Origin of the sequence: Enterobacter cloacae complex sp., assembly GCF_900322725.1 — a bacterium.
Lineage (GTDB): Bacteria > Pseudomonadota > Gammaproteobacteria > Enterobacterales > Enterobacteriaceae > Enterobacter > Enterobacter quasihormaechei.
The window spans coordinates 74,344-96,320 of the sequence record NZ_LT991957.1; the positions used below are offsets into that span (position 1 = coordinate 74,344).

Below are 21,977 nucleotides of genomic sequence, written 5' to 3' on the forward strand. Positions count from 1 at the left end.
GCGTAAGATAGGTAATGTTTAAACCTGCATCCCCATCACTTCCTGATACGCCGACACCAGCTTGTTCCGCACCTGCAACCCCATCTGCAACGACACCGACGCTTTTTGCAGATCGGCCATCACATCGTTGAGCGCCACGCCGGGTTCACCGAGGGTAAATTTCTCAGCCTGGGTACGGGCCGCGTTTTGCTTGTCGCTGATCCGGTCCAGCGCCGCATGCAGCTGACCGGCGAAGCTAATGCCCGGCGGCTGGTCAGCCACGCTCTGGTTGCGGGCCGTCATCGCCGTTGCCTGCAACTGACTGAGTACCCCTTCAATGCCCTGTATAGCCATGACTCTCCCCTGGATGGTTTTTTACGGGGTCAAGACTAACAGCTTGTCAATAAGATAAAGGCGGTAAATAGCGTTAAAAAACCAGGTTATTTGACGCATAGAAAATCCCGAATCATCAAATAATGGCTGGGCCATCAGTATGGAACTTTTGTCGTGTTTGCCGACCCGGGAGTCAGTTTTGTTTCTCTACACGAATAACGTAAACCACCAGGATTTAAGAGGTGCGCAATGAGTGCGACAGCAGCATCGACAGCGCCGCAGAATAAATCACTTGAGTGGATGAACCGCCTTCGCGCTAACCCTAAGATCCCGTTGATTGTGGCAGGCGCTGCCGCCATTGCGATTATTGTCGCGATGATCTTATGGGCAAAAAGCCCGGATTACCGCACGCTCTACAGCAACCTTTCCGACCAGGATGGCGGTGCCATCGTCACCCAGCTGACCCAGATGAACATCCCGTATCGCTTTGCCGATAACGGCGGTGCGCTTGAAGTGCCGGCAGATAAAGTGCACGAGCTTCGCCTGCGTCTCGCCCAGCAGGGGCTGCCGAAAGGCGGCGCGGTTGGGTTTGAGCTGCTGGATCAGGAAAAATTCGGCATCAGCCAGTTCAGCGAGCAGGTTAACTACCAGCGCGCGCTGGAAGGTGAGCTGGCCCGTACGATTGAAACCTTAGGCCCGGTGAAAAGTGCCCGCGTGCACCTGGCGATGCCTAAGCCGTCCCTGTTTGTTCGCGAACAAAAGTCCCCTTCCGCCTCTGTGACCGTTAACCTCGAACCTGGCCGCGCGCTGGATGAGGGGCAGATCAGCGCCGTGACGCACCTGGTCTCCAGTGCGGTAGCCGGTCTGCCGCCGGGTAACGTCACGCTGGTGGATCAGAGCGGTCATTTGCTGACTCAGTCCAACACCGCCGGGCGCGATCTTAACGACGCCCAGCTGAAATATGCCGCCGATGTGGAAGGCCGTCTCCAGCGTCGCATCGAAGCGATTCTGGGCCCGGTGGTTGGCAACAGCAACGTGCACGCGCAGGTCACCGCGCAGATTGATTTCTCGAATAAAGAACAGACCGAAGAGCAGTACGCTCCGAACGGGGATGCCTCCCGCGCCGTGTTACGCTCGCGTCAGATCAATGAGACGGAACAGGTCGGCGGCCAGTATCCTGGCGGGGTGCCGGGTGCGCTCTCTAACCAGCCTGCGCCTGCCAACGCCGCGCCAATCTCCACGCCGCCGGCAAACCAGCAGAACGGTCAGCAAACGAATCAGCAGACGACCTCGACGGCGAACAGTGCCGGCCCGCGCAACAGCAGCCGTAACGAAACGACCAACTACGAAGTCGACCGGACCATCCGCCATACCAAACTGAACACGGGCGATATCGAGCGCCTTTCTGTAGCCGTTGTCGTGAATTACAAAACGCTGCCGGACGGTAAACCGCTGCCGCTCACGGCGGAACAGATGAAGCAGATCGAAAACCTGACCCGCGAAGCGATGGGCTTCTCTGAAAAACGTGGCGATACCCTCAACGTTGTGAACTCACCGTTCAACCCGGTGGATGAAACCGGTGGTGAACTGCCGTTCTGGCAACAGCAGGCGTTCTTCGATCAGCTGATGTCCGCTGGCCGCTGGCTGCTGGTGCTGATTGTCGCGTGGCTGCTGTGGCGTAAAGGCGTCCGTCCTCAGCTTCAGCGTCGTGCTGAAGCCGAGAAAGCCGCGCTGGAACAGAAGAGCACGCGTCAGGACGAGGAAGAAGCGGTCGAGGTTCGTCTCAGCAAAGATGAACAGATGCAGCAGCGCCGTGCTAACCAGCGTATGGGCGCAGAGGTGATGAGCCAGCGCATTCGCGAAATGTCAGATAACGATCCGCGCGTCGTCGCGCTGGTCATCCGCGGTTGGATGGGTAACGAACATGAGTAATACGCTTACAGGCACCGATAAGAGCGTCATCCTGCTGATGACCATTGGCGAAGACCGCGCGGCGGAGGTGTTTAAACACCTCTCCCAGAGAGAGGTGCAGATCCTCAGTGCGGCGATGGCCAACGTGCGCCAGATCTCCAACAAGCAGCTGACCGAAGTGCTGGCGGAGTTTGAACAGGAAGCAGAACAGTTTGCTGCGCTCAACGTCAACGCCAACGAATACCTGCGCTCCGTGCTGGTTAAGGCGCTGGGCGAAGAGCGCGCCGCCAGCCTGCTGGAAGACATTCTCGAAACGCGCGATACCGCCAGCGGGATCGAAACGCTCAACTTTATGGAGCCGCAAAGCGCCGCCGATCTTATTCGCGACGAGCACCCGCAGATTATCGCCACCATTCTGGTCCACCTCAAACGGGGCCAGGCGGCCGATATTCTGGCGCTGTTCGACGAGCGCCTGCGCCACGACGTGATGCTGCGTATTGCCACCTTCGGCGGCGTCCAGCCTGCCGCGCTGGCGGAGCTGACCGAAGTGCTGAACAACCTGCTCGACGGCCAGAACCTCAAGCGCAGCAAAATGGGCGGCGTGAGAACGGCTGCGGAAATCATCAACCTGATGAAAACCCAGCAGGAAGAGGCGGTTATTACGGCGGTACGCGAGTTCGACGGCGAACTGGCGCAGAAAATTATCGACGAGATGTTCCTGTTCGAAAACCTGGTCGAAGTGGACGATCGCAGCATTCAGCGCTTGCTCCAGGAAGTGGATTCGGAATCTCTGCTTATCGCCCTCAAGGGCGCCGAGCAGCCGCTGCGCGAGAAATTCCTGCGCAACATGTCCCAGCGTGCGGCAGATATCCTGCGCGACGACCTTGCCAACCGCGGCCCGGTGCGTTTGTCTCAGGTGGAGAACGAACAAAAAGCCATCCTGCTTATCGTTCGTCGTCTGGCGGAAACCGGCGAGATGGTGATTGGCAGCGGAGACGACACCTATGTCTGATGAACTGTCGTGGAAGCGCTGGACGCCTGACGACCTCTCCCCTCCTGCCGCAGAGTTTACCCCTGCCACGCTGTCGTCCGACGAGGGCGATACCGATGCGGGCGTGCCGGAACTGAGTGAAGAGGAACAGCGCGTCCAGCTGCTGGCCCAGATGCAAATGCAGGCGCACGAGCAGGGCTTCAACGCCGGGATGAACGAAGGCCGTCAGACCGGGCACGCGCAGGGCTATCAGGAAGGGCTGGCGAAAGGTTTAGAGCAGGGCATCGAGCAGGCGCGCCAGCAACAGGCGCCGCTACATGCCCGCATGCAGCAGCTGGTGAGCGAATTTCAGCATACCCTGGATGCGCTGGACAGCGTGATTGCCTCACGCCTGATGCAGATGGCGCTGGAGGCGGCCCGTCAGGTGATCGGCCAGACGCCGGTGGTGGATAACGCCGCGCTGATTAAGCAGATCCAGGCCCTGCTCCAGCAGGAGCCGCTGTTCAGCGGCAAACCGCAGCTGCGCGTTCATCCTGATGACTTGCAGCGCGTGGAGGAGAGCCTCGGCGCGACGCTGAGCCTGCACGGGTGGCGGCTGCGCGGCGATCCGTCACTTCATCACGGGGGCTGTAAGGTCTCGGCGGATGAGGGCGATCTGGATGCCAGCGTCGCGACTCGCTGGCAGGAACTGTGCCGTCTGGCGGCACCGGGAGTCGTCTGATGACCGCTCGCCTGACGCGCTGGCTTAATACGCTCGACAATTTTGAAACGAAGATGGCGCAGCTGCCGTCCGTTCGTCGTTATGGACGCCTGACGCGTGCCACCGGACTGGTGCTGGAAGCCACGGGGCTGCAACTTCCGCTCGGCGCCACCTGCGTGATTGAGCGTCAGGACGGGGGCGACACGCGCGAAGTGGAAAGCGAAGTGGTCGGGTTTAACGGTCATCGCCTGTTCCTGATGCCCCTTGAAGAGGTGGAGGGGATTTTGCCCGGCGCCCGCGTCTACGCGAAAAACATCAGCGGCGACGGCCTGCAAAGCGGCAAACAGCTGCCGCTCGGTCCGGCGCTGCTGGGCCGCGTGCTGGACGGAAGCGGCAAACCGCTCGATGGCCTGCCCTCCCCCGATACCACCGAAACCGGCGCGCTGATCACTCAACCCTTCAACCCGCTGCAACGTACCCCGATAGAGCACGTGCTGGATACCGGCGTGCGGCCGATTAACGCCCTGCTCACGGTGGGACGCGGCCAGCGTATGGGGCTGTTTGCCGGCTCCGGCGTGGGTAAATCCGTCCTGCTCGGCATGATGGCGCGTTATACCCAGGCGGACGTGATCGTTGTCGGCCTGATCGGTGAGCGTGGACGCGAAGTTAAAGATTTTATCGAAAACATTCTGGGTGCGGAGGGCCGCGCCCGCTCGGTGGTGATCGCCGCGCCTGCCGACGTGTCGCCGCTGCTGCGTATGCAGGGCGCCGCCTACGCCACGCGGATCGCGGAAGATTTCCGCGACCGGGGCCAGCACGTGCTGCTGATCATGGACTCCCTGACCCGTTACGCGATGGCGCAGCGTGAGATTGCGCTCGCCATCGGCGAACCGCCGGCCACCAAAGGTTACCCGCCGTCAGTATTTGCCAAACTGCCTGCGCTGGTGGAACGCGCGGGGAACGGCATCAGCGGCGGGGGCTCCATCACCGCGTTCTATACGGTACTGACCGAAGGCGATGACCAGCAGGATCCGATTGCCGATTCCGCGCGAGCGATCCTCGACGGCCATATCGTGCTGTCGCGCCGTCTGGCCGAAGCCGGGCACTACCCGGCCATTGATATTGAAGCCTCGATCAGCCGTGCGATGACGGCGCTGATTACCGAGAAGCACTACGCCCGGGTGCGTAACTTCAAACAACTGCTCTCCAGCTTCCAGCGCAACCGCGATCTGGTGAGCGTCGGGGCGTACGCCAAAGGCAGCGATCCGATGCTCGATAAAGCGATTGCCCTGTGGCCGCAGCTGGAGGCGTTTCTGCAACAAGGTATTTTTGAACGCGCCGACTGGGAAGATTCCCTCCAGGCACTGGAGCTGATTTTCCCGCAGGTGTAACACAGGTGGAGGGCGAAGGTCATGGCGCAAAACAGCGCGTTATCAACGCTGAAAGATCTGGCTGAAAAAGAAGTCGATGATGCCGCATTGCAGCTTGGCGCAATGCGGCGCGGGTGCCAGCAGGCTGAAGAACAGTTGAAAATGTTAATCGACTATCAGCATGAATACCGCACCAACCTTAACACCGACATGACGCAGGGCATTGGTAGCCAGCGCTGGATCAACTATCAGCAGTTTATCCAGACGCTGGAAAAAGCGATTGAGCAGCATCGCCAGCAGCTTAACCAGTGGACGCAAAAAGTCGATACCGCGCTGAACTTCTGGCGCGAGAAAAAACAGCGGTTGCAGGCCTGGCAAACCTTACAGGACCGGCAAATTGCAGCTTCGACCCTGGCGGAAAACCGTCTGGATCAGAAAAAAATGGATGAGTTTGCCCAGCGCGCATCAATGAGGAAACCAGAATGATCACACTGCAACAACTGCTGATGACCGACAGCGACCCGTCCGGCGGCACGCTGGCCGGAAAAGGCGCTGAGGGCGCGCAGGATTTTCTCTCTCTGCTGGCTGGCGCGCTGACGGAGGCCACCGGCAAAGGTAAAGATGCCCCGCTGACGCTGGCCGATCTGAAAGCAGCGGGCAGCAAGCTGTCGACAGCGGCACGGGAAAAAAGCGGTGATACTACGCTCCAGGCCAAAATCGCCGAGCTGCTCTCCCGCCAGGAGACACTGACCGGAGAGGATACCGCCCTCTCCCTGCAAAGCCTCGTCTCGGGCCTGAAGCCCACAGCAAATACGGACGCGCTGAAGGTGCTGACCCAGACGGACGCGAAGACAAGCAGCGACACCGCAACCGAAGAGGAAGAGCTGGCCGGGTTAAGCGCGCTGATGGCGATGTTACCGCACCAGCAGATCGCCACCCCGGTGGCGACGGCGCCTGCAAGTACGACGGGGATCGCGCCCCGCGCCGCCCTCGCCTCTGCGCTAGCCCAGACGGATAACGGCCAGCAACAGCCGCTGAGCCACGCGTTACCGGGCCAGGATAAAACGCCGGTTCAGGATAGCGATACGTCGCTGCCCGCCACGGCATCCGTTACGCCAGCTGTCGCCGCCGTCGCGGAAAAGCAGGACGTAGCGAGCACGGCGTCGCCAGCCTCCAGCCCAACCGCGACGCTGGCCCCGGTCGTCAGTCATCTGCCTGCACCCCAGCCTGCCGCTACCGTTGCAACAGCACCGGTGTTAAGCCAGCCGCTGGGCACGCACGAATGGCAGCAGAATCTGAGCCAGCACATCACCCTGTTCACAAAGCAGGGACAGCAGACCGCGGAGCTGCGTCTGCACCCGGAGGATCTGGGTCAGGTGCAAATTTCGCTTAAGCTGGATGACAACCAGGCGCAGTTGCAGATGGTTTCGCCCCACAGCCACGTTCGCGCGGCGCTGGAAGCGGCCCTGCCGATCCTGCGCACGCAGCTTGCGGAAAACGGCATTCAGCTTGCACAAAGCAGCGTCAGCAGCGAGGGCTTTGCCGGGCAGCAGCAGTCTTCATCCGGGCAGCAACAGCACGCTTCGCGCTCCGGTCAGCCTGGCGGGTTTAACGATGAGAGCGAAGAGTTAATGCCAACCCCAGCCGCCCTGCAATCCGCCGCGCGCGGCAACCGTGCCGTAGACATCTTTGCCTAAACGCCAGAGGTAACGTGATTATCTCCGTCTTTTCCACGCTTTGACCTAAGCCGGACACGGGATAATCACCGTATTAAGCTGTACCGAAACAGGAAGCTCGTATCAGATGACAGACTCCGCTATCACCAAAAAAAGCAAGCGTTCCATCTGGATCCCGCTGCTGGTGTTGATTACCCTCGCGGCCTGCGCCACCGCAGGCTACAGTTACTGGCGTATGCAGCAGGAGCCCTCCGGCGCAGCCGCCAAAGCTGACGTGCCGCCTCCGCCGGCGCCGGTCTTCTTTCCGCTGGATACGTTCACCGTTAACCTGGGCGATGCGGATCGCGTGCTGTACGTGGGCATTACGCTGCGCCTGAAAGATGAAGCGACCCGTGCACGTCTGAACGACTACCTGCCAGAAGTGCGTAGCCGTCTGCTGCTGCTGTTTTCTCGTCAGGACGCCTCCGCGCTCGCCACCGATGTAGGCAAGCAAAAGCTGGTCGATGCCATCAAACAGACGCTGGCGACCCCGCTGGTCAACGGCCAACCTAAGCAGGAAGTCACTGACGTTCTGTATACAGCCTTCATTCTGCGGTAACGACATGGGCGACAGTATTCTTTCTCAGGCAGAAATCGATGCGCTGCTCAACGGCGACAGCGATAAGAGTGACGATCCGAAGCCGAGTTTAACCGGCGACGATAATGTTCGTCCCTACGATCCCAATACCCAGCGTCGCGTGGTGCGCGAGCGATTACAGGCGCTGGAGATCATCAACGAACGTTTTGCACGTCAGTTCCGTATGGGGCTGTTTAACCTGCTGCGTCGTAGCCCGGATATCACCGTCGGGGCGATCCGCATACAGCCGTATCATGAGTTTGCCCGCAACCTGCCGGTGCCAACCAACCTTAACCTTATCCATCTCAAGCCGCTGCGCGGTACCGGCCTGGTCGTGTTCTCGCCAAGCCTGGTGTTCATCGCGGTGGATAACCTGTTCGGTGGCGACGGTCGTTTCCCGACCAAAGTAGAAGGCCGCGAGTTTACCCATACCGAACAGCGCGTGATTAACCGCATGCTGAAGCTGGCGCTGGAATCCTACAGCGACGCGTGGAAAGCGATTAACCCGCTGGAAGTGGAGTACGTGCGTTCCGAGATGCAGGTGAAGTTTACCAACATCACCACCTCCCCGAACGACATCGTCGTGAACACCCCGTTCCACGTGGAGATCGGCAACCTGACGGGTGAGTTCAACATCTGCCTGCCGTTCAGCATGATTGAACCGCTGCGCGAACTGCTGGTGAACCCGCCGCTGGAGAACTCACGCCATGAAGATCAGAACTGGCGTGAGAACCTGGTGCGTCAGGTGCAGCATTCGCAGCTGGAGCTGGTGGCCAACTTCGCCGATATCTCCATGCGGTTATCGCAGATCCTGAAATTACAACCCGGCGACGTTTTGCCGATAGACAAACCCGACCGCATTATTGCCCATGTGGATGGCGTACCCGTGCTGACAAGCCAGTACGGCACGATTAACGGCCAGTATGCGTTACGCGTTGAGCACTTGATCAACCCGATTTTGAATTCGCTGAATGAGGAACAGCCCAAATGAGTGACATGAACAATCCGTCCGATGAAAACAGCGGAGCACTGGACGATCTGTGGGCTGACGCGTTAAACGAGCAAAAAACGACGCCGACGAAAAGCGCGGCAGACGCGGTATTCCAGCAGTTAGGCGGCGGTGACGTCAGCGGCACGTTGCAGGACATCGACCTGATTATGGACATTCCGGTCAAGCTGACCGTTGAGCTGGGCCGCACCCGCATGACCATTAAAGAGCTGTTGCGCCTGACGCAGGGGTCCGTGGTGGCGCTGGACGGTTTAGCCGGTGAGCCGCTGGATATTCTGATCAACGGCTACCTGATTGCCCAGGGCGAAGTGGTGGTGGTGGCCGATAAATACGGCGTACGTATCACCGATATCATTACTCCTTCCGAACGTATGCGTCGTCTGAGCCGTTAAGCATGAAAACCCAGGCAACAATGTCCGCGCCCTCCGCCGTACCCGGCTCACCGCTGCTTCAGGTGAGCGGCGCGCTGTTCGGTATTATTGCCTTTATCCTTCTCGCCGCCTGGCTGGCGAAGCGTTTCGGTCTGGCGGGGAAAACGGCCGGCACGCGCGGGCTGAAGGTCAGCGCCAGCACCACGCTCGGTCCACGCGAACGCGTGGTTATTGTGGAAGTGGAAGATGCGCGACTGGTGCTGGGCGTGACCGCCTCCAGCATCAACGTCCTGCACACGCTGCCCCCTGCGCCTGCCGCGTTAGAGGCAAACGCCCCGGCCCCTGCGGATTTCCAGTCCGTTATGAAGAGTTTGCTCAAGCGTTCCGGGAGATCCTGATGCGTCGTCTGTTATTCCTTACGCTGGCAGGCCTGGGCCTGTTCGCGCCCTCCGTGTATGCGCAACTGCCGGGACTGGTTTCCACGCCGCTGGCGAACGGGGGTCAAAGCTGGTCCCTGTCCGTGCAGACGCTGGTGTTCATCACCTCGCTGACCTTTATCCCGGCGATCCTGCTGATGATGACCAGCTTTACCCGCATCATCATCGTGTTTGGCCTGCTGCGCAACGCGCTCGGCACGCCGTCCGCGCCGCCCAATCAGGTGCTGCTGGGCTTAGCCCTTTTCCTGACCTTTTTCATTATGTCGCCGGTGATCGACAAGATTTATACCGAGGCGTATCAGCCGTTCAGCGAAGATAAAATTTCCATGCAGGTCGCCCTGGAAAAGGGGGCTCAGCCATTACGTGAATTTATGCTTCGCCAGACGCGCGAAGCGGATTTAGCCCTGTTTGCCCGTCTCGCGAACACGGGGGAGCTACAGGGGCCGGAAGCGGTGCCGATGCGCATCCTGCTGCCAGCGTATGTCACAAGCGAGCTGAAAACCGCGTTCCAGATTGGCTTCACCATTTTTATTCCGTTCCTGATTATCGACCTGGTGATCGCCAGCGTCCTGATGGCGCTCGGGATGATGATGGTTCCGCCCGCAACCATAGCCCTGCCCTTTAAAATCATGCTGTTTGTGCTGGTCGACGGCTGGCAACTGCTGGTCAGCTCGCTGGCGCAGAGTTTCTACAGTTGAGGAGCGCGCAATGACGCCTGAATCGGTCATGATGATGGGCACGGAGGCGATGAAAGTCGCGATTGCCGTGGCCGCGCCCCTGCTGCTGGTGGCGCTGGTAACCGGTCTGATTATCAGTATTCTCCAGGCCGCCACGCAGATTAACGAAATGACCCTGTCGTTCATCCCTAAGATCATTGCCGTCTTCGTGGCGATTATCGTCGCCGGGCCATGGATGCTGAATTTGCTGCTGGACTATATGCGCAACCTGTTCACCAACCTGCCTTACATCATCGGCTGACGGACGATGCTGCATTTCACCAGCGATCAGTTTGTTCAGTGGCTCGGGATCTATTTCTGGCCGATGCTGCGTATCATGGCGCTGATCTCCACCGCCCCCATTCTCAGCGAAAAGTCGGTGCCTAAACGCGTCAAAATTGGGCTGGGCATCGTTATCACCGTTATCGTTGCCCCATCCCTGCCGGCGGTGGATATTCCCATTTTTTCCCCGAATGCGATCTGGATTGCCCTGCAACAGGTGATGATTGGCGTGGCGGTCGGGTTTACGATGCAGCTCGCCTTTGCCGCGGTACGAACGGCGGGGGAACTGATCGGCTTGCAAATGGGCCTCTCCTTCGCAACGTTCGTTGATCCCGGCAGCCATCTGAATATGCCCGTGCTGGCGCGCATTATCGACCTGCTGGCAATGCTGTTGTTTCTCTCGTTCAACGGCCACCTGTGGCTGATCTCCATGCTGGTGGATACCTTCCATACGCTGCCGATTGGCGACAACCCGGTAAACAGCAACGCCTTTCTGGCGCTGGTGCGGGCTGCCGGACTGATTTTCCTCAACGGGCTGATGCTGGCGCTGCCGATCATTACCCTGCTGCTCACGGTTAACCTCGCACTGGGTTTACTCAACCGAATGGCCCCGCAGCTGTCGGTTTTCGTCATCGGTTTTCCGGTGACATTGACGGTTGGCCTTTTATTAATGTCATTATTGATGCCCCTTATCGCCCCCTTCTGCGAACATTTATTCAGCGAGATATTCAATCTGTTAGCGGATATTGTCAGCGAACTACCACGCAAATAATAACCCGTAGCGTTTGCAATGTCTTTCTGAGGATATTCCTAAAAATAATCTCGAAAAACATCTACCAGGATATATCTGACGCGGTTTAAATGTTTCTAACCACCTCACAATACTTAATATTTACTTTACTTTAAGATGATTCCTGGCAAATTATACGTAACTTTACGGGATAGTGAGTTCGCCTGAAAGTCTTTGTCATGCTCACAGGTTTTATTAGCTTTTTTCCATCCCGTATGGCTGTTTATGAGCTCTCAGGCAGATGGTGAATTATCGTTACGCATTGAGTGAGGGTATGCCATGTCAACGATCATTATGGATTTATGCAGCTACACCCGGCTAGGGTTAACCGGGTACTTAGCAAGCAGAGGGGTAAGAAAGAGAGACATCAACGATGCGCACACCGTTGAAGAACTCGCAGCCGCTTGTGACGTCCACAAGCCAGGCGTGGTGTTTATTAATGAGGACTGTTTCATTCACGACCCCGCTAACAGTCAGCACATTAAGCAGATCATTAATCAGCATCCTAAGACCTTGTTTATTGTTTTTATGGCAATCGCCAATATTCATTTCGATGAGTATTTGCTGGTGCGTAAAAACTTATTAATCAGTTCGAAATCGATTAAACCAGAGTCGCTTGACGACATTCTGGGCGATTATTTGAATAAAGAAGTAAAGAATGTAGGTGCGATTAACTTACCCACCCTATCATTAAGCAGAACTGAATCAAGTATGTTACGAATGTGGATGGCAGGACAAGGGACAATTCAGATCTCAGACCAGATGAATATCAAGGCAAAAACAGTATCGTCACACAAAGGAAATATTAAAAGGAAAATTAAAACGCATAATAAGCAAGTGATTTACCATGTCGTACGCCTGACAGATAATGTGACGAATGGGATTTTCGTTAATATGCGCTAAGTTGCACGGCCATGTTGTACCCTACCTTGATCTCTGGCCTGGCCAGAGATTTTGCTTTTCAGCAGCCGGAGCCGGGGAGACAACGCCCCCGACGCCGCCCTATTCCGCCGTTTCCACAAAGATCCCATCCGGGTGGCCCAGTTCGTTAAAGAACCAGATGCCGAGCGGGTAATCTTCCAGCGACACCAGATACATCGTGCCTTCATTAAACTCTTCTATCGCCAGCACCACACCCGGGCGGCGCGGCCCACCGTCCGTTTTGACGGTTACCCGATCGTTGACCTTCATACATTTCTCCTGTGGTTTTGAGCCAGTGTAGAACAAATTACCTTCTCTGGCATCGCCGCCCGGCGCGAATGGCGTTTTTGTGTGCGGTCTATACTTAGCTGTGGAGACGGTTAAATGAGGAGCCCGAAATGAAGACCGACAAAGAGTACAGCGACACCATTAAGCGTGAGGTTGAGGTGGACGTCGATGCCCTGCTTGCCGCCATTAATGAAATCAGTGAGTCCGAAGTTCATCGTGCGGAGGATAATTCAGACCGCGTCGTGGTCAACGGTCGGGATTACCATACCTACCGCGAGCTGGCCGAAGCGTTCGAGCTTGATATCCATGACTTTAGCGTCTCGGAGACGAACCGCTAAGGCGAAAAAAATCCCGGTCATGGGGATGACCGGGATCAAACTTGCTTATGCAAGAAGCACTTGTAAATTCGTTACACCAGGAAATCTGATGCAGGTAAGACATTATCCCCAACGGAATTTTCTTACAAGCATATATTCTCTGAGCGAATATAATATTTTATACATGTGAATTTTTGTTATGAGTATAAACCTGCGTGGGGTGTGGGTTTGTCGGGATCGTTACCGGTTCAACGGGGTGACAACGCCTCTCTTTTTTAAGAATTTTCTCATAAAACGCGCCATCTTCCAGGAGAGTTTATGCCTTCGCTTCAGGAGACGCTGCTGGTCTTTACTGACCTCGACGGCACGCTGTTGGATTTTCACACGTTTGACTGGCAGCCTGCCGCCCCCTGGCTGGAGAGACTACAGGATGAGCAGATACCGGTCATTCTGTGCAGCAGCAAAACCGCGTCTGAGATGCAGGACATCCAGCAGGAGCTTGGGCTTGTCGGGCTACCTTACATTGCGGAAAACGGCGCGGTGATCCAGCCTGACGTACGGTGGGAAAACGCCGCCCGGTTCATCTCGGAAAAAAAGCATGACGAAATCCGGCAGTTTATTGACCGGGTTCGTCAGGAACTGCACCTGAAATTTACCACCTTTGATGATGTGGATGAGCGCGTGGTCGCCGAATGGACCGGGCTGAGCCGCCCACGTTCGGCGCTTGCACGCAAACATGAGGCGTCCGTGACGCTTATCTGGCGTGACGGTGATGAACAAATGACGCGCTTCGCAACCGAACTGGCCCGGCAGGGGCTGAAGATCGTCCAGGGAGCACGCTTCTGGCACATTCTGGACAACGCCTGCGGCAAAGACGTGGCGGTTCACTGGCTTGTGGACCAGTATCGCCTGCACGAAGGTAAAGAGCCGACGACGCTGGGCCTGGGCGACGGCCCCAACGATGCGCCGCTGCTGGACAGCGTAGGCTTCGCCGTGGTGGTGAAAGGGTTCAACCGGGAGGGTGTCAGCCTTAAAAATAACGATCCCGCGCGGGTATACCATACGCAGCACACCGGACCGGCCGGCTGGCGTGAAGGGCTCGATCACTTTTTGTCGTGAGCCTGCCAGACAACCCGGTTACGCCCGCGCTGTTTCGCCTCATACAGCCGCGCATCGGCGGCGGATTGCAGATTTTCGAAGTGGTAATCGCCCTTCTCCAGGGCGCAGGAAACGCCAAACGACGCGCTCACGCGCAGGGTCGTACTTTTCTTAATCAGGATCTCTTTGCTGTTGATACGCTCGCGGATCTGCTCTGCGACGACTGCCGCCTCTTCAATCGTCAGGCCGGGCAGCACGACGCAGAACTCTTCGCCACCGACGCGTCCGGCAATATCATTCGCGCGCAGGGTACTGGCAATCAGCCCGGCGGCGTGGGTCAACACCTTATCACCCGCCTGATGCCCATACCGGTCATTGATGCTCTTGAAGCAGTCGAGATCGATCTGAATGACCGAGAACGGCAGCGACTGCTCTTCACACTGCTTCGCCAGCCTTTTCGCCTGCTCAAACAGCGCCCCACGATTATTCAGCCGGGTCAGCGGATCGTGCCAGGCCTGCCATTGCAGCGAGTTCTGCATCGAATACATATTACTGACCATGCGCCGGATCACCAGCCATGAAATCAGCAGCATCGCGGTGAACAGCGCCCAAAGCAGGGCCAAAACAATGCTGATGCTGCCGAAATCTCCGCGCACCCCCTCATCCAGGGTATGGACCCGCAGGACGAGGCCGTCGAAATGATCGAGGCGCGCCCAGCTGATAAAACGGCTTCCCAGGCGAATACCGCCCTCGGTGTCCTGTTCTATGGCGTGCGCGATTTGCGCTAATTCCAGCTCATTGAAATGATTCACCTCGTCCGCTGGCTTCTCGGTGGTTGCCAGCATGTTGAGGCGGCTGTCATACAGCTGGTACTCCCCTTCCGTATGGTCGTCCATTGCCTCCACCAGCAGCTGACGCATGGTGGCAAAGGTAAAATCCATCGCCACCACGCCATACCAGACATGATCGTAGTAAACCGGCACGCTGGCAGTAATAAGCGGCTTTTTTCCGGCAAAGGCCGAGGGAGGAGAGATAAACCACCGAACCGCCCGCGCCCGGTTTTCACGATCCGTCTGCTGCGTAAACCAGGGCTGCGTCACCAGATGGTAATAGCGCTGTGCAATATCGCTGTGATGGGGAGGTGTATCCGTTTCCAGAAAAAAACCCGCGCGAGAAACGTATAATATCCGCTCCTCGTGACGTGAGTTCGTGGATGCCAGGCGCAGCAAATAGCCCACTTCGAGGGCGGCGGAGATCTCCTTATCCAGGTAATCGTCATCGCGGTTAAGCAGCGTTGTTTGTTCAACAAACGCATCCGAAACGCCGTTAATCGGTAACGTGCGTTTTGGATCGACCGCGATTTGCCAGACGGGGGAACGCCTCACGCGTTCAAAACGCTTTACCGCTTCTTGCAGAACCCCAAACGCCAGCGGCGTCTCCAGCGCATCAAGCATGCTGTGGCGAAAATAAAGCATTTTATTGACGCTAAACTGGAGCTCTCTGTCCAGCGCGCTGGCCACCGTTTCCAGATGGTTACGCTGGCTGGAGATGTAGGCCTCCTCCAGCACCACGACTTCGCGCCAGGTCAGGAGGGTGGAAAAGATCAGGACAACGATAAAACAGAGATTAACAATCAAACCGGGATTGCTACGCTTATGCAGCCACTGCAACAAAGATTGTTTTTCAACAAAGGTATCGTGTTGCACACCCACTCCCTGATTGTCGCCCGCCATCCGACAGGATACGTCTTCTGCCAGTAAAACGCCCGGCATGGCCGGGCGTTGTGTGATTAAGCCTTGTCGCGCTCTTGCCTGTTATTCGCAGGCTGAAGCTCGTCTTCTCGAAAAGCCTCACGCTTAATGCCGTATCCGTCATGCCACCGACACTCCACCATTCCGCTGGAATAACCGGTGACAATCATGCCTGGACCACCACTTTTAGGCTTAACTTCATCACTGACCAAAAAGACCATACCTGCCTCCTGTATCAGGGTGAAACGTTTTCAATTTAGACGAGGAATAGCCTTTTTGCATCCGCAGCGCATCAATAATTAATGCGCTGTGCCGCGTACTTTTCCAATCAGCTTAACCACTGCCACCACAATGACACCGACGATAAAGCCCAGCACGAGGTTAAGCAGCGTCGGCAGAATGGCGGCGATCGCCGAACCATAACCTGACGCCAGATGCTCAATGGCATGATGCAGCGGGGCCACGCCGTGCACGATAATACCGCCGCCGACCAGGAACATCGCCAGGGTTCCCACTATCGACAAACTTTTCATCAGCCACGGGGCCAGCACCAGCAGGCTTTTGCCGATACCGCGAGCAATGGCGCTGGATTTTTTTTCCAGCCAGAAGCCGATATCATCCAGCTTGACGATCAGCCCGACCAGGCCATACACCCCAACCGTGACAAGAATGGCAATCAACGAAAGCACCAGAACCTGATTCATCAGCGGTGCTTCGGAGACGATCCCAAGCGTAATCGCCACAATTTCGGCCGAGAGGATGAAATCGGTACGAACCGCGCCTTTGATTTTATCGCGCTCGAACGTTTTTGGATCCTGCGCGGCCAGTGCTTCCAGACGCTGCTGGCGCATCTCGGGGGTGTCTTTCTCTTTGCGCGCCGCAAGCATATGCAGCACCTTTTCGGCGCCCTCGAAGCACAGGAACGCCCCGCCAATCATCAGCAGAGGCGTAATGGCCCAGGGGATAAATGCGCTGATGAGCAGCGCCAGCGGAACGAGGATCACCTTGTTAATAAAGGACCCTTTCGCTACGCCCCACACCACCGGCAGCTCACGGTTCGCCCGCACGCCGGTCACCTGTTGCGCGTTCAGGGACAGATCGTCTCCCAGTACCCCGGCGGTTTTTTTCGCCGCCAGTTTTCCCATCACCGAAATGTCATCCAGCAAGGTGGCGATATCGTCCAGTAATGTTAATAAGCTACTTCCTGCCAAAATCTCTATCCTTCTTTTTTGCTAATTAAGTGAATAGTATGGAACAAAACTCACCGCCCGGAAACTGGCACCTCGCGTCAACAAAAATTTCACATATGCAGCCCAATTAAAGCGCTCGCCAGCGAGATAGTTTTGGCGTTAACTATGAGCGACCTTTTTATTCCGTCGTGAGGAACTATGCGTTTCCGGCATTTATTACCGCTCATTGGAGCGCTTTTCTCCCTGTATATCATCTGGGGATCCACCTATTTTGTCATTCGCATTGGCGTGGAGAGCTGGCCCCCGCTGATGATGGCAGGCGTTCGCTTCCTTGCAGCCGGCGTGCTGCTGCTGACGTTTCTGCTGCTGCGCGGCCATAAGCTTCCGCCGCTGCGCCCTCTGCTTAACGCCGCCCTGATCGGCCTGCTGCTGCTGGCGGTGGGCAACGGTGCGGTAACCGTTGCCGAACATCAGAACGTGCCGTCAGGGATCGCCGCGGTGGTTGTCGCGACCGTGCCGCTGTTTACGCTCTGCTTTAGTCGTCTGTTTGGGATCCGCACCCGCAAGCTCGAATGGCTGGGCATCGCGATTGGGCTTGCGGGCATCATCATGCTTAACAGCGGCGGTAACCTGAGCGGGAATCCGTGGGCTGCGGTGATGATCATGATCGGCTCCATGAGCTGGGCCTTCGGCTCGGTCTACGGCTCCCGCATTGAACTGCCTTCCGGGATGATGGCGGGTGCCATTGAGATGCTCGCGGCAGGGATCGTGCTGCTGATTGCCTCCACCCTGGCGGGAGAAAAACTGACGGCGATGCCAGGCCTCTCTGGTTTCCTGGCCGTCGGGTATCTGGCGCTGTTTGGCTCGATTATTGCCATCAACGCCTATATGTACCTGATCCGCAACGTCTCCCCGGCGGTTGCCACCAGCTACGCCTACGTTAACCCGGTGGTTGCCGTGCTGCTGGGTACCGGTTTCGCTGGCGAAGTGCTGTCGCCAATTGAATGGCTGGCGCTGGGTGTGATTGTTTTTGCCGTGGTGCTGGTCACGCTGGGTAAATATCTGCTGCCCGCGAAGCCAGTTGTCACACCGTGTGGGGTGGAGAAACCGTGATCGGGTGAATGCCCTGGGTGTCGATCTGCGCGGCCTGACCGCCGCCGCAGATCCACTCTTCCAGCCGTTCCGTCAGTTCCACATCATTCAGCTTCATTTTTCCGCGCAGCGCGCACTCCCAGACAATCAGCACCCGCCAGCCCTGGGCGTGAAGCTGCGAAACGTCGCGTTTATCCCGCTCGACGTTCCTGCCAATCTTCTCCAGCCAGAACTCGGTGCGCGTCGCCGGGACTTTAAACAGATAGCAGTCGTGATGATGCCAGAAACAGCCGTGGGTAAAGATGATGCACTGATACGCGTCGATCACGAAATCAGGACGCCCCGCAAGGGTGGCATCCTGAACCCTGAATTCAAACCCGACGGCGGTCAGGAGGCCAGCGATCCGTTTTTCAATCGCGGTATCACGCGTGCCGATGGCGCGCATGTTCTTGCTGCGCGTGGCCTTATTGTGAACGTCCGCCATTGACGGCCTCACTCTGACGAAGCTGAACGGCCTTGCTGATGCGAGAGGCCAGCAGTTTTGCGACGGCGGCGAAAGCCGGCACCACCACCGAGTTGCCAAACTGGCGGTAGGCCTGAGTATCCGACACCGGGATGCGAAAACGGTAGCCCTGCGGCGTCTCAAACCCCATTAAGCGGGCGCACTCGCGCGGGGTTAAGCGCCTTGGCCGGTGCTGTTGATTCTGCGGATCGTCGAAATCTTTTTCACCCAGCGCCTTATCCCAGCCGCGATCGATAAGAATTTCCGCGCCATCTTTGTAGTAGCGCGCCGACAGCGTGCGCGTCACGCTATCGGGATTAAGCGGATTAACCATGCCAAACCCAAAGCCGTTGCCTTTTGCCTGATGCTTTTTGGCATAACGATAGAGGTATTTCCACAGCACCGGCGTCAGAATAAATTTTGCATCGACGGCGGGCTCCAGCAGCTCGGCCACCGTCGGACGACGCGCCGGATAGAGCGAGGGCAAATCACGCAGCGTAAAGTCGCCTTTCAGATTGAGATCGCGGCGGAAACCCACCAGCACGATGCGTTCGCGGTGCTGTGGCAGGAAGTGTTTACCGTCGATAATTTTCGGATCGTCCGGCCCCATATCTTCTGCATCCGCCACGTCGTAGCCCAGTTCATCCAGAGTTTGCATGATAATGCGGAAGGTTTTGCCCCCGTCATGGCTCTTTAAATTCTTAACGTTCTCGAGCACAAAAATCGCCGGGCGACGGGCATCAATAATCCGGGCAACATCAAAGAACAGCGTGCCTTGCGTATCGCAGGCAAAGCCGTGCGCGCGCCCCAGCGCGTTCTTCTTCGATACGCCAGCCAGCGAGAACGGCTGGCACGGGAAACCGGCCAGCAGCACATCGTGCGCCGGAATGGTGTTACGGATGTGTTCGGCGGCCTCTTCGTCGCTGACGCCGGTTTTGTGGCTCAGGGTGACGTCACGAATATCCGCATTGAACTGGTGCGCGTCGGGGTCGCAGTACCAGTTCGCTTTATAGGTGCGCACGGCATGCTTGTTCCATTCGCTGGTGAACACGCACTGCCCGCCAATGGCTTCAAAGCCATGGCGAATGCCGCCGATGCCGGCAAAGAGATCGATAAAGCGAAAAGCATAATTCGGATGCGCGGCAGGAGGACGCGGCAGCAAATTTTGCAGGTAGCGGAACTCGCCGTCGCTGAGGCGGTGTCCTGCCCTGTCGCTTATCAGCAGCCGTTTGAGTATCGCCGGGCTCCAGTGGCTCTCGCCATGAGCCTCCAGCTGGTTTGCCAGCGTTTTAGCATCGTACATTTCCAGCAGCTGATGCAGGAGTGCCTGCACGGCTGCCGTTGATTTCTCAACCCGCTCGGGCGCGGGCACAGTCACTGATCGATTTTCCTGCATTCTCTTAACCGGGCAATAAAGACAGAAAACAGAGTACCACAGTTCAGGATCGCAGACTGCGACGGAAATGGTTCAGCACCTGGCTATCTGTTCCGAGGTAATCCCCCTGTAATTCGGCACTCAGCTTCGCCATAAACTGGATCAGGAAATCAGCATTGTGACGCGCAAGCTCCCGGCCTCGCGCGGTTTGCATGGTGTCCGGCAGGCGCAGGAGTTTGGTCTGAAAGTGGTCGAGCGCGAAGGTTTTATCATCCAGCGCTCGCGCCCCGGCAAACGGGTCGTCGGCGTCAAACAGCGCGACGCCCAGCGCCCCCGACACGGCAAACACGCGCGCCAGGCCAATGGCGCCCAGCGCCTCCAGCCGGTCAGCGTCCTGCACGACTTTCGCCTCTGTACTCTGCGGCGCAATGCCCGCACTGAAGCTGTGCGCCTCGATAGCGTGTTCAACTGCTGCATAGCGCTCTGCCGGAAAGTCCGGAAACGCGCCGCTCAGGATTTCGCGCGTTTTACGCGCCGCCAGCCGCGAGGACTGACTCCGCTCGGGATGGTTTTTAGGCAGGCTGACAATGTCGTGGAAGTAGCAGGCGGCCAGCACGACCAGCGGATCGGCGCCCTCCCCGGCCATGATGGTCTGCGCGGTCATCCAGACGCGGCGAAAATGCGCAATATCATGCGCCGCGTCCTCGGTAGAATGATTTTCATTGAGCCAGCGTTCAAAGCGGTGCTGCCACTGCGCATGTTCCATTATGACGTCCTGTAGTTCGAAAGCGTGAAATTATAATATATCCAAATGAAAGACTTTAAAAAATAGAATTGCGAAATACTTAATAATAATTACCCGCTATATATTCAAGGCATTAATTCACGTGAAAAATAAAGAGATAAAAAGAAATATTTTGTAATATCTTTACTATTTTAATTACATTTATTTTTGAACCTAAATAACAATCCATAGAATAGTATCGGCCATGTAATTACGGAGAGTAATTACATATATTCAGACAATTTATATTTAAAGGGAATATATAATGAAAAGAAAAGTTCTGGCAATGCTTGTACCCGCTTTATTAATGGCTGGCGCAGCCAATGCGGCTGAGATGTACAACAAAGACGGCAACAAGGTCGACCTGTACGGCAAGGTTGATGCGCGCCACACCTTCTCAGACAACGCGGGCGACGACGGCGATGAAACCTACGTTCAGATTGGTTTCAAAGGCGAAACGCAGATTACTGACGATCTGGTCGGCTTCGGCCAGTGGGAATATAAAACCTACGCAAATGACACCGAAGACGCTGGCGATACCTCTTTTAACCGTCTGGCATTCGCGGGCCTGAAATATGGCGATTTTGGCTCATTTGATTACGGCCGTAATTACGGCGTCGTGTATGACGTTGAAGCCTGGACCGATATGCTGCCGGTATTTGGTGGTGATTCCTACACCTGGACCGACAACTATATGGTTGGCCGTGCTAACGGCGTGGCGACCTACCGTAATAACGATTTCTTCGGTCTGGTCGACGGTCTTAATTTTGCGCTGCAATACCAGGGCAATAATGAAGGTGGACCACATGAAGATCAGGAAGGCCATTATTTCAATACTCAGGAAGGCACCAAAAACGGCCATGATGACGTTCGTTTCCAGAACGGCGACGGCTTCGGCATGTCTTCCACCTATGATTTCGATTTCGGCCTGACGCTGGGTGCGGCGTATTCTTCCTCTGACCGTACCAACGACCAGGTCGCAGCTGGTAATGGCCGCTACAACCGCTTCAGCAAATATGCGGGCGGTGAACGCGCGGAAGCGTGGACAGTTGGCGCAAAATACGATGCGAATGATGTCTATCTGGCCATGATGTACGCGGAAACCCGCAACATGACGCCGTACGGCAGTGACGGCATCGCCAACAAAACGCAGAACTTTGAAGCCGTAGCGCAATACCAGTTTGAATTCGGTCTGCGTCCATCCCTGGCGTGGGTCTATTCAAAAGGCATTGACCTGGGCGGTAACGATTATCACCCAGGCAACGGCTATGACTACGTTGACCAGGATCTGGTTAACTACATCGACGTGGGCATGACCTACAGCTTCAACAAGAACTTCTCCACCTACGTTGATTATAAAATTAACCTGCTGGACGAAGATGACGCCTTCTACAATGACAACGGTATTGCAACCGATGACATCGTTGGCGTCGGCATGACCTACCAGTTCTAATCCGCACAAAAAGTAAAGCCCGCAA

General features: G+C 56.7%; 25 protein-coding genes and 1 pseudogene. 18 read left to right on the forward strand and 8 right to left on the reverse strand.

Annotated features, from left to right (window positions below):
• Positions 1-18: 18 nt before the first annotated feature.
• The gene (fliE, locus tag DBR02_RS00400; RefSeq protein ID WP_063450174.1) at positions 19-333 is read right to left on the reverse strand and encodes a flagellar hook-basal body complex protein FliE; all 315 of its coding nucleotides are present in this window, start codon (positions 331-333) and stop codon (positions 19-21) included.
• Positions 334-561: 228 nt separating this feature from the next.
• On the opposite strand from fliE, the gene fliF reads away from it, so the two are divergent.
• The 14 genes and pseudogenes from fliF to rcsA all read left to right on the forward strand — a co-directional run bounded on the left by fliF (position 562) and on the right by rcsA (position 12,084).
• On the forward strand, positions 562-2,244 hold the full coding sequence (fliF, locus tag DBR02_RS00405) for a flagellar basal-body MS-ring/collar protein FliF (RefSeq protein ID WP_063868414.1): 1,683 nt from the start codon (positions 562-564) through the stop codon (positions 2,242-2,244).
• Complete coding sequence (fliG, locus tag DBR02_RS00410; protein WP_003859608.1) at positions 2,237-3,235, forward strand: flagellar motor switch protein FliG; 999 nt, start codon at positions 2,237-2,239, stop codon at positions 3,233-3,235. Before fliF ends, fliG begins: the two co-directional genes overlap by 8 nt.
• Positions 3,228-3,935 (forward strand): flagellar assembly protein FliH, encoded by a 708-nt coding sequence (gene fliH / locus DBR02_RS00415; RefSeq protein WP_107533303.1) that lies wholly within the window; start codon positions 3,228-3,230, stop codon positions 3,933-3,935. The genes fliG and fliH overlap by 8 nt, the downstream gene beginning before the upstream one ends.
• Positions 3,935-5,305, forward strand: a complete 1,371-nt coding sequence (gene fliI / locus DBR02_RS00420) for a flagellar protein export ATPase FliI (RefSeq protein WP_063450177.1) — start codon at positions 3,935-3,937, stop codon at positions 5,303-5,305. The genes fliH and fliI overlap by 1 nt, the downstream gene beginning before the upstream one ends.
• A 21-nt stretch (positions 5,306-5,326) precedes the next feature.
• Positions 5,327-5,770 (forward strand): flagellar export protein FliJ, encoded by a 444-nt coding sequence (fliJ, locus tag DBR02_RS00425; protein ID WP_006811155.1) that lies wholly within the window; start codon positions 5,327-5,329, stop codon positions 5,768-5,770.
• Positions 5,767-6,981, forward strand: a complete 1,215-nt coding sequence (gene fliK, locus DBR02_RS00430) for a flagellar hook length control protein FliK (protein ID WP_107533304.1) — start codon at positions 5,767-5,769, stop codon at positions 6,979-6,981. The genes fliJ and fliK overlap by 4 nt, the downstream gene beginning before the upstream one ends.
• 106 nt (positions 6,982-7,087) lie before the next feature.
• Complete coding sequence (gene fliL, locus DBR02_RS00435; protein WP_032103821.1) at positions 7,088-7,558, forward strand: flagellar basal body-associated protein FliL; 471 nt, start codon at positions 7,088-7,090, stop codon at positions 7,556-7,558.
• A 4-nt stretch (positions 7,559-7,562) separates the two neighbouring features.
• Positions 7,563-8,567 (forward strand): flagellar motor switch protein FliM, encoded by a 1,005-nt coding sequence (gene fliM, locus DBR02_RS00440; RefSeq protein ID WP_063450179.1) that lies wholly within the window; start codon positions 7,563-7,565, stop codon positions 8,565-8,567.
• The gene (gene fliN / locus DBR02_RS00445; protein ID WP_003859592.1) at positions 8,564-8,977 is read left to right on the forward strand and encodes a flagellar motor switch protein FliN; all 414 of its coding nucleotides are present in this window, start codon (positions 8,564-8,566) and stop codon (positions 8,975-8,977) included. Before fliM ends, fliN begins: the two co-directional genes overlap by 4 nt.
• 2 nt (positions 8,978-8,979) lie before the next feature.
• Positions 8,980-9,354 carry a flagellar biosynthetic protein FliO gene (fliO, locus tag DBR02_RS00450; RefSeq protein ID WP_107533305.1) on the forward strand — a complete coding sequence of 125 codons (375 nt, stop codon included), beginning with the start codon at positions 8,980-8,982 and terminating at the stop codon, positions 9,352-9,354.
• Positions 9,354-10,091: a flagellar type III secretion system pore protein FliP gene (gene fliP / locus DBR02_RS00455; RefSeq protein WP_003859589.1), complete on the forward strand. Its 738-nt coding sequence runs from the start codon at positions 9,354-9,356 to the stop codon at positions 10,089-10,091. Before fliO ends, fliP begins: the two co-directional genes overlap by 1 nt.
• A 10-nt stretch (positions 10,092-10,101) precedes the next feature.
• The gene (gene fliQ / locus DBR02_RS00460; protein WP_003859587.1) at positions 10,102-10,371 is read left to right on the forward strand and encodes a flagellar biosynthesis protein FliQ; all 270 of its coding nucleotides are present in this window, start codon (positions 10,102-10,104) and stop codon (positions 10,369-10,371) included.
• Between the two features lie 6 nt (positions 10,372-10,377).
• Positions 10,378-11,173: pseudogene (gene fliR, locus DBR02_RS00465) on the forward strand (flagellar biosynthetic protein FliR).
• A gap of 287 nt (positions 11,174-11,460) precedes the next feature.
• Positions 11,461-12,084 (forward strand): transcriptional regulator RcsA, encoded by a 624-nt coding sequence (rcsA, locus tag DBR02_RS00470; RefSeq protein WP_006811161.1) that lies wholly within the window; start codon positions 11,461-11,463, stop codon positions 12,082-12,084.
• A gap of 99 nt (positions 12,085-12,183) precedes the next feature.
• On the opposite strand, the gene dsrB is transcribed toward rcsA, so the two are convergent.
• Positions 12,184-12,372: a protein DsrB gene (gene dsrB / locus DBR02_RS00475; RefSeq protein ID WP_003859583.1), complete on the reverse strand. Its 189-nt coding sequence runs from the start codon at positions 12,370-12,372 to the stop codon at positions 12,184-12,186.
• 128 nt (positions 12,373-12,500) lie between these two features.
• On the opposite strand from dsrB, the gene yodD reads away from it, so the two are divergent.
• On the forward strand, positions 12,501-12,728 hold the full coding sequence (gene yodD, locus DBR02_RS00480) for a YodD family peroxide/acid resistance protein (protein WP_017383339.1): 228 nt from the start codon (positions 12,501-12,503) through the stop codon (positions 12,726-12,728).
• 297 nt (positions 12,729-13,025) lie between these two features.
• Complete coding sequence (locus DBR02_RS00485) at positions 13,026-13,826, forward strand: mannosyl-3-phosphoglycerate phosphatase-related protein (protein ID WP_107533306.1); 801 nt, start codon at positions 13,026-13,028, stop codon at positions 13,824-13,826.
• On the opposite strand, the gene dgcQ is transcribed toward DBR02_RS00485, so the two are convergent.
• From dgcQ to DBR02_RS00500, 3 genes are all read right to left on the reverse strand, one after another.
• On the reverse strand, positions 13,811-15,511 hold the full coding sequence (dgcQ, locus tag DBR02_RS00490) for a cellulose biosynthesis regulator diguanylate cyclase DgcQ (RefSeq protein ID WP_107535606.1): 1,701 nt from the start codon (positions 15,509-15,511) through the stop codon (positions 13,811-13,813). The genes DBR02_RS00485 and dgcQ overlap by 16 nt on opposite strands.
• An 83-nt stretch (positions 15,512-15,594) precedes the next feature.
• Entirely contained in the window at positions 15,595-15,777 is a 183-nt protein-coding gene (locus tag DBR02_RS00495; protein ID WP_063450184.1) for a YodC family protein, read from the reverse strand.
• Between the two features lie 78 nt (positions 15,778-15,855).
• Positions 15,856-16,770, reverse strand: a complete 915-nt coding sequence (locus DBR02_RS00500; protein ID WP_353887284.1) for a DUF808 domain-containing protein — start codon at positions 16,768-16,770, stop codon at positions 15,856-15,858.
• 174 nt (positions 16,771-16,944) lie between these two features.
• On the opposite strand from DBR02_RS00500, the gene yedA reads away from it, so the two are divergent.
• Positions 16,945-17,859 (forward strand): drug/metabolite exporter YedA, encoded by a 915-nt coding sequence (gene yedA / locus DBR02_RS00505; protein ID WP_107533307.1) that lies wholly within the window; start codon positions 16,945-16,947, stop codon positions 17,857-17,859.
• On the opposite strand, the gene DBR02_RS00510 is transcribed toward yedA, so the two are convergent.
• Genes DBR02_RS00510 through DBR02_RS00520 form a run of 3 tightly spaced genes read right to left on the reverse strand, consistent with a single transcriptional unit; the run spans position 17,831 to position 20,481 of the window.
• The gene (locus tag DBR02_RS00510; protein WP_107533308.1) at positions 17,831-18,322 is read right to left on the reverse strand and encodes a very short patch repair endonuclease; all 492 of its coding nucleotides are present in this window, start codon (positions 18,320-18,322) and stop codon (positions 17,831-17,833) included. The two genes, yedA and DBR02_RS00510, sit on opposite strands and share 29 nt — an antisense overlap.
• Positions 18,303-19,736: a DNA cytosine methyltransferase gene (locus DBR02_RS00515; RefSeq protein ID WP_107533309.1), complete on the reverse strand. Its 1,434-nt coding sequence runs from the start codon at positions 19,734-19,736 to the stop codon at positions 18,303-18,305. Before DBR02_RS00515 ends, DBR02_RS00510 begins: the two co-directional genes overlap by 20 nt.
• 43 nt (positions 19,737-19,779) lie before the next feature.
• Positions 19,780-20,481 (reverse strand): phosphohydrolase, encoded by a 702-nt coding sequence (locus DBR02_RS00520; RefSeq protein WP_063450189.1) that lies wholly within the window; start codon positions 20,479-20,481, stop codon positions 19,780-19,782.
• Between the two features lie 283 nt (positions 20,482-20,764).
• Between DBR02_RS00520 and ompC the strand changes: the two genes are divergently transcribed.
• A complete protein-coding gene (ompC, locus tag DBR02_RS00525; protein WP_107533310.1) occupies positions 20,765-21,952 on the forward strand; it encodes a porin OmpC in 1,188 nt (395 codons plus the stop codon).
• The last annotated feature ends 25 nt before the right edge of the window (positions 21,953-21,977 follow it).

Bases quoted from the DNA above. Each gene is read 5' to 3' on its own strand.
- fliE (WP_063450174.1), bottom strand. From the start codon at position 333: ATGGCTATACAGGGCATTGAAGGGGTACTCAGTCAGTTGCAGGCAACG.
- fliF (WP_063868414.1), top strand. From the start codon at position 562: ATGAGTGCGACAGCAGCATCGACAGCGCCGCAGAATAAATCACTTGAG.
- fliG (WP_003859608.1), top strand. From the start codon at position 2,237: ATGAGTAATACGCTTACAGGCACCGATAAGAGCGTCATCCTGCTGATG.
- fliH (WP_107533303.1), top strand. From the start codon at position 3,228: ATGTCTGATGAACTGTCGTGGAAGCGCTGGACGCCTGACGACCTCTCC.
- fliI (WP_063450177.1), top strand. From the start codon at position 3,935: ATGACCGCTCGCCTGACGCGCTGGCTTAATACGCTCGACAATTTTGAA.
- fliJ (WP_006811155.1), top strand. From the start codon at position 5,327: ATGGCGCAAAACAGCGCGTTATCAACGCTGAAAGATCTGGCTGAAAAA.
- fliK (WP_107533304.1), top strand. From the start codon at position 5,767: ATGATCACACTGCAACAACTGCTGATGACCGACAGCGACCCGTCCGGC.
- fliL (WP_032103821.1), top strand. From the start codon at position 7,088: ATGACAGACTCCGCTATCACCAAAAAAAGCAAGCGTTCCATCTGGATC.
- fliM (WP_063450179.1), top strand. From the start codon at position 7,563: ATGGGCGACAGTATTCTTTCTCAGGCAGAAATCGATGCGCTGCTCAAC.
- fliN (WP_003859592.1), top strand. From the start codon at position 8,564: ATGAGTGACATGAACAATCCGTCCGATGAAAACAGCGGAGCACTGGAC.
- fliO (WP_107533305.1), top strand. From the start codon at position 8,980: ATGAAAACCCAGGCAACAATGTCCGCGCCCTCCGCCGTACCCGGCTCA.
- fliP (WP_003859589.1), top strand. From the start codon at position 9,354: ATGCGTCGTCTGTTATTCCTTACGCTGGCAGGCCTGGGCCTGTTCGCG.
- fliQ (WP_003859587.1), top strand. From the start codon at position 10,102: ATGACGCCTGAATCGGTCATGATGATGGGCACGGAGGCGATGAAAGTC.
- rcsA (WP_006811161.1), top strand. From the start codon at position 11,461: ATGTCAACGATCATTATGGATTTATGCAGCTACACCCGGCTAGGGTTA.
- dsrB (WP_003859583.1), bottom strand. From the start codon at position 12,372: ATGAAGGTCAACGATCGGGTAACCGTCAAAACGGACGGTGGGCCGCGC.
- yodD (WP_017383339.1), top strand. From the start codon at position 12,501: ATGAAGACCGACAAAGAGTACAGCGACACCATTAAGCGTGAGGTTGAG.
- DBR02_RS00485 (WP_107533306.1), top strand. From the start codon at position 13,026: ATGCCTTCGCTTCAGGAGACGCTGCTGGTCTTTACTGACCTCGACGGC.
- DBR02_RS00495 (WP_063450184.1), bottom strand. From the start codon at position 15,777: ATGGTCTTTTTGGTCAGTGATGAAGTTAAGCCTAAAAGTGGTGGTCCA.
- yedA (WP_107533307.1), top strand. From the start codon at position 16,945: ATGCGTTTCCGGCATTTATTACCGCTCATTGGAGCGCTTTTCTCCCTG.
- DBR02_RS00510 (WP_107533308.1), bottom strand. From the start codon at position 18,322: ATGGCGGACGTTCACAATAAGGCCACGCGCAGCAAGAACATGCGCGCC.
- DBR02_RS00515 (WP_107533309.1), bottom strand. From the start codon at position 19,736: ATGCAGGAAAATCGATCAGTGACTGTGCCCGCGCCCGAGCGGGTTGAG.
- DBR02_RS00520 (WP_063450189.1), bottom strand. From the start codon at position 20,481: ATGGAACATGCGCAGTGGCAGCACCGCTTTGAACGCTGGCTCAATGAA.
- ompC (WP_107533310.1), top strand. From the start codon at position 20,765: ATGAAAAGAAAAGTTCTGGCAATGCTTGTACCCGCTTTATTAATGGCT.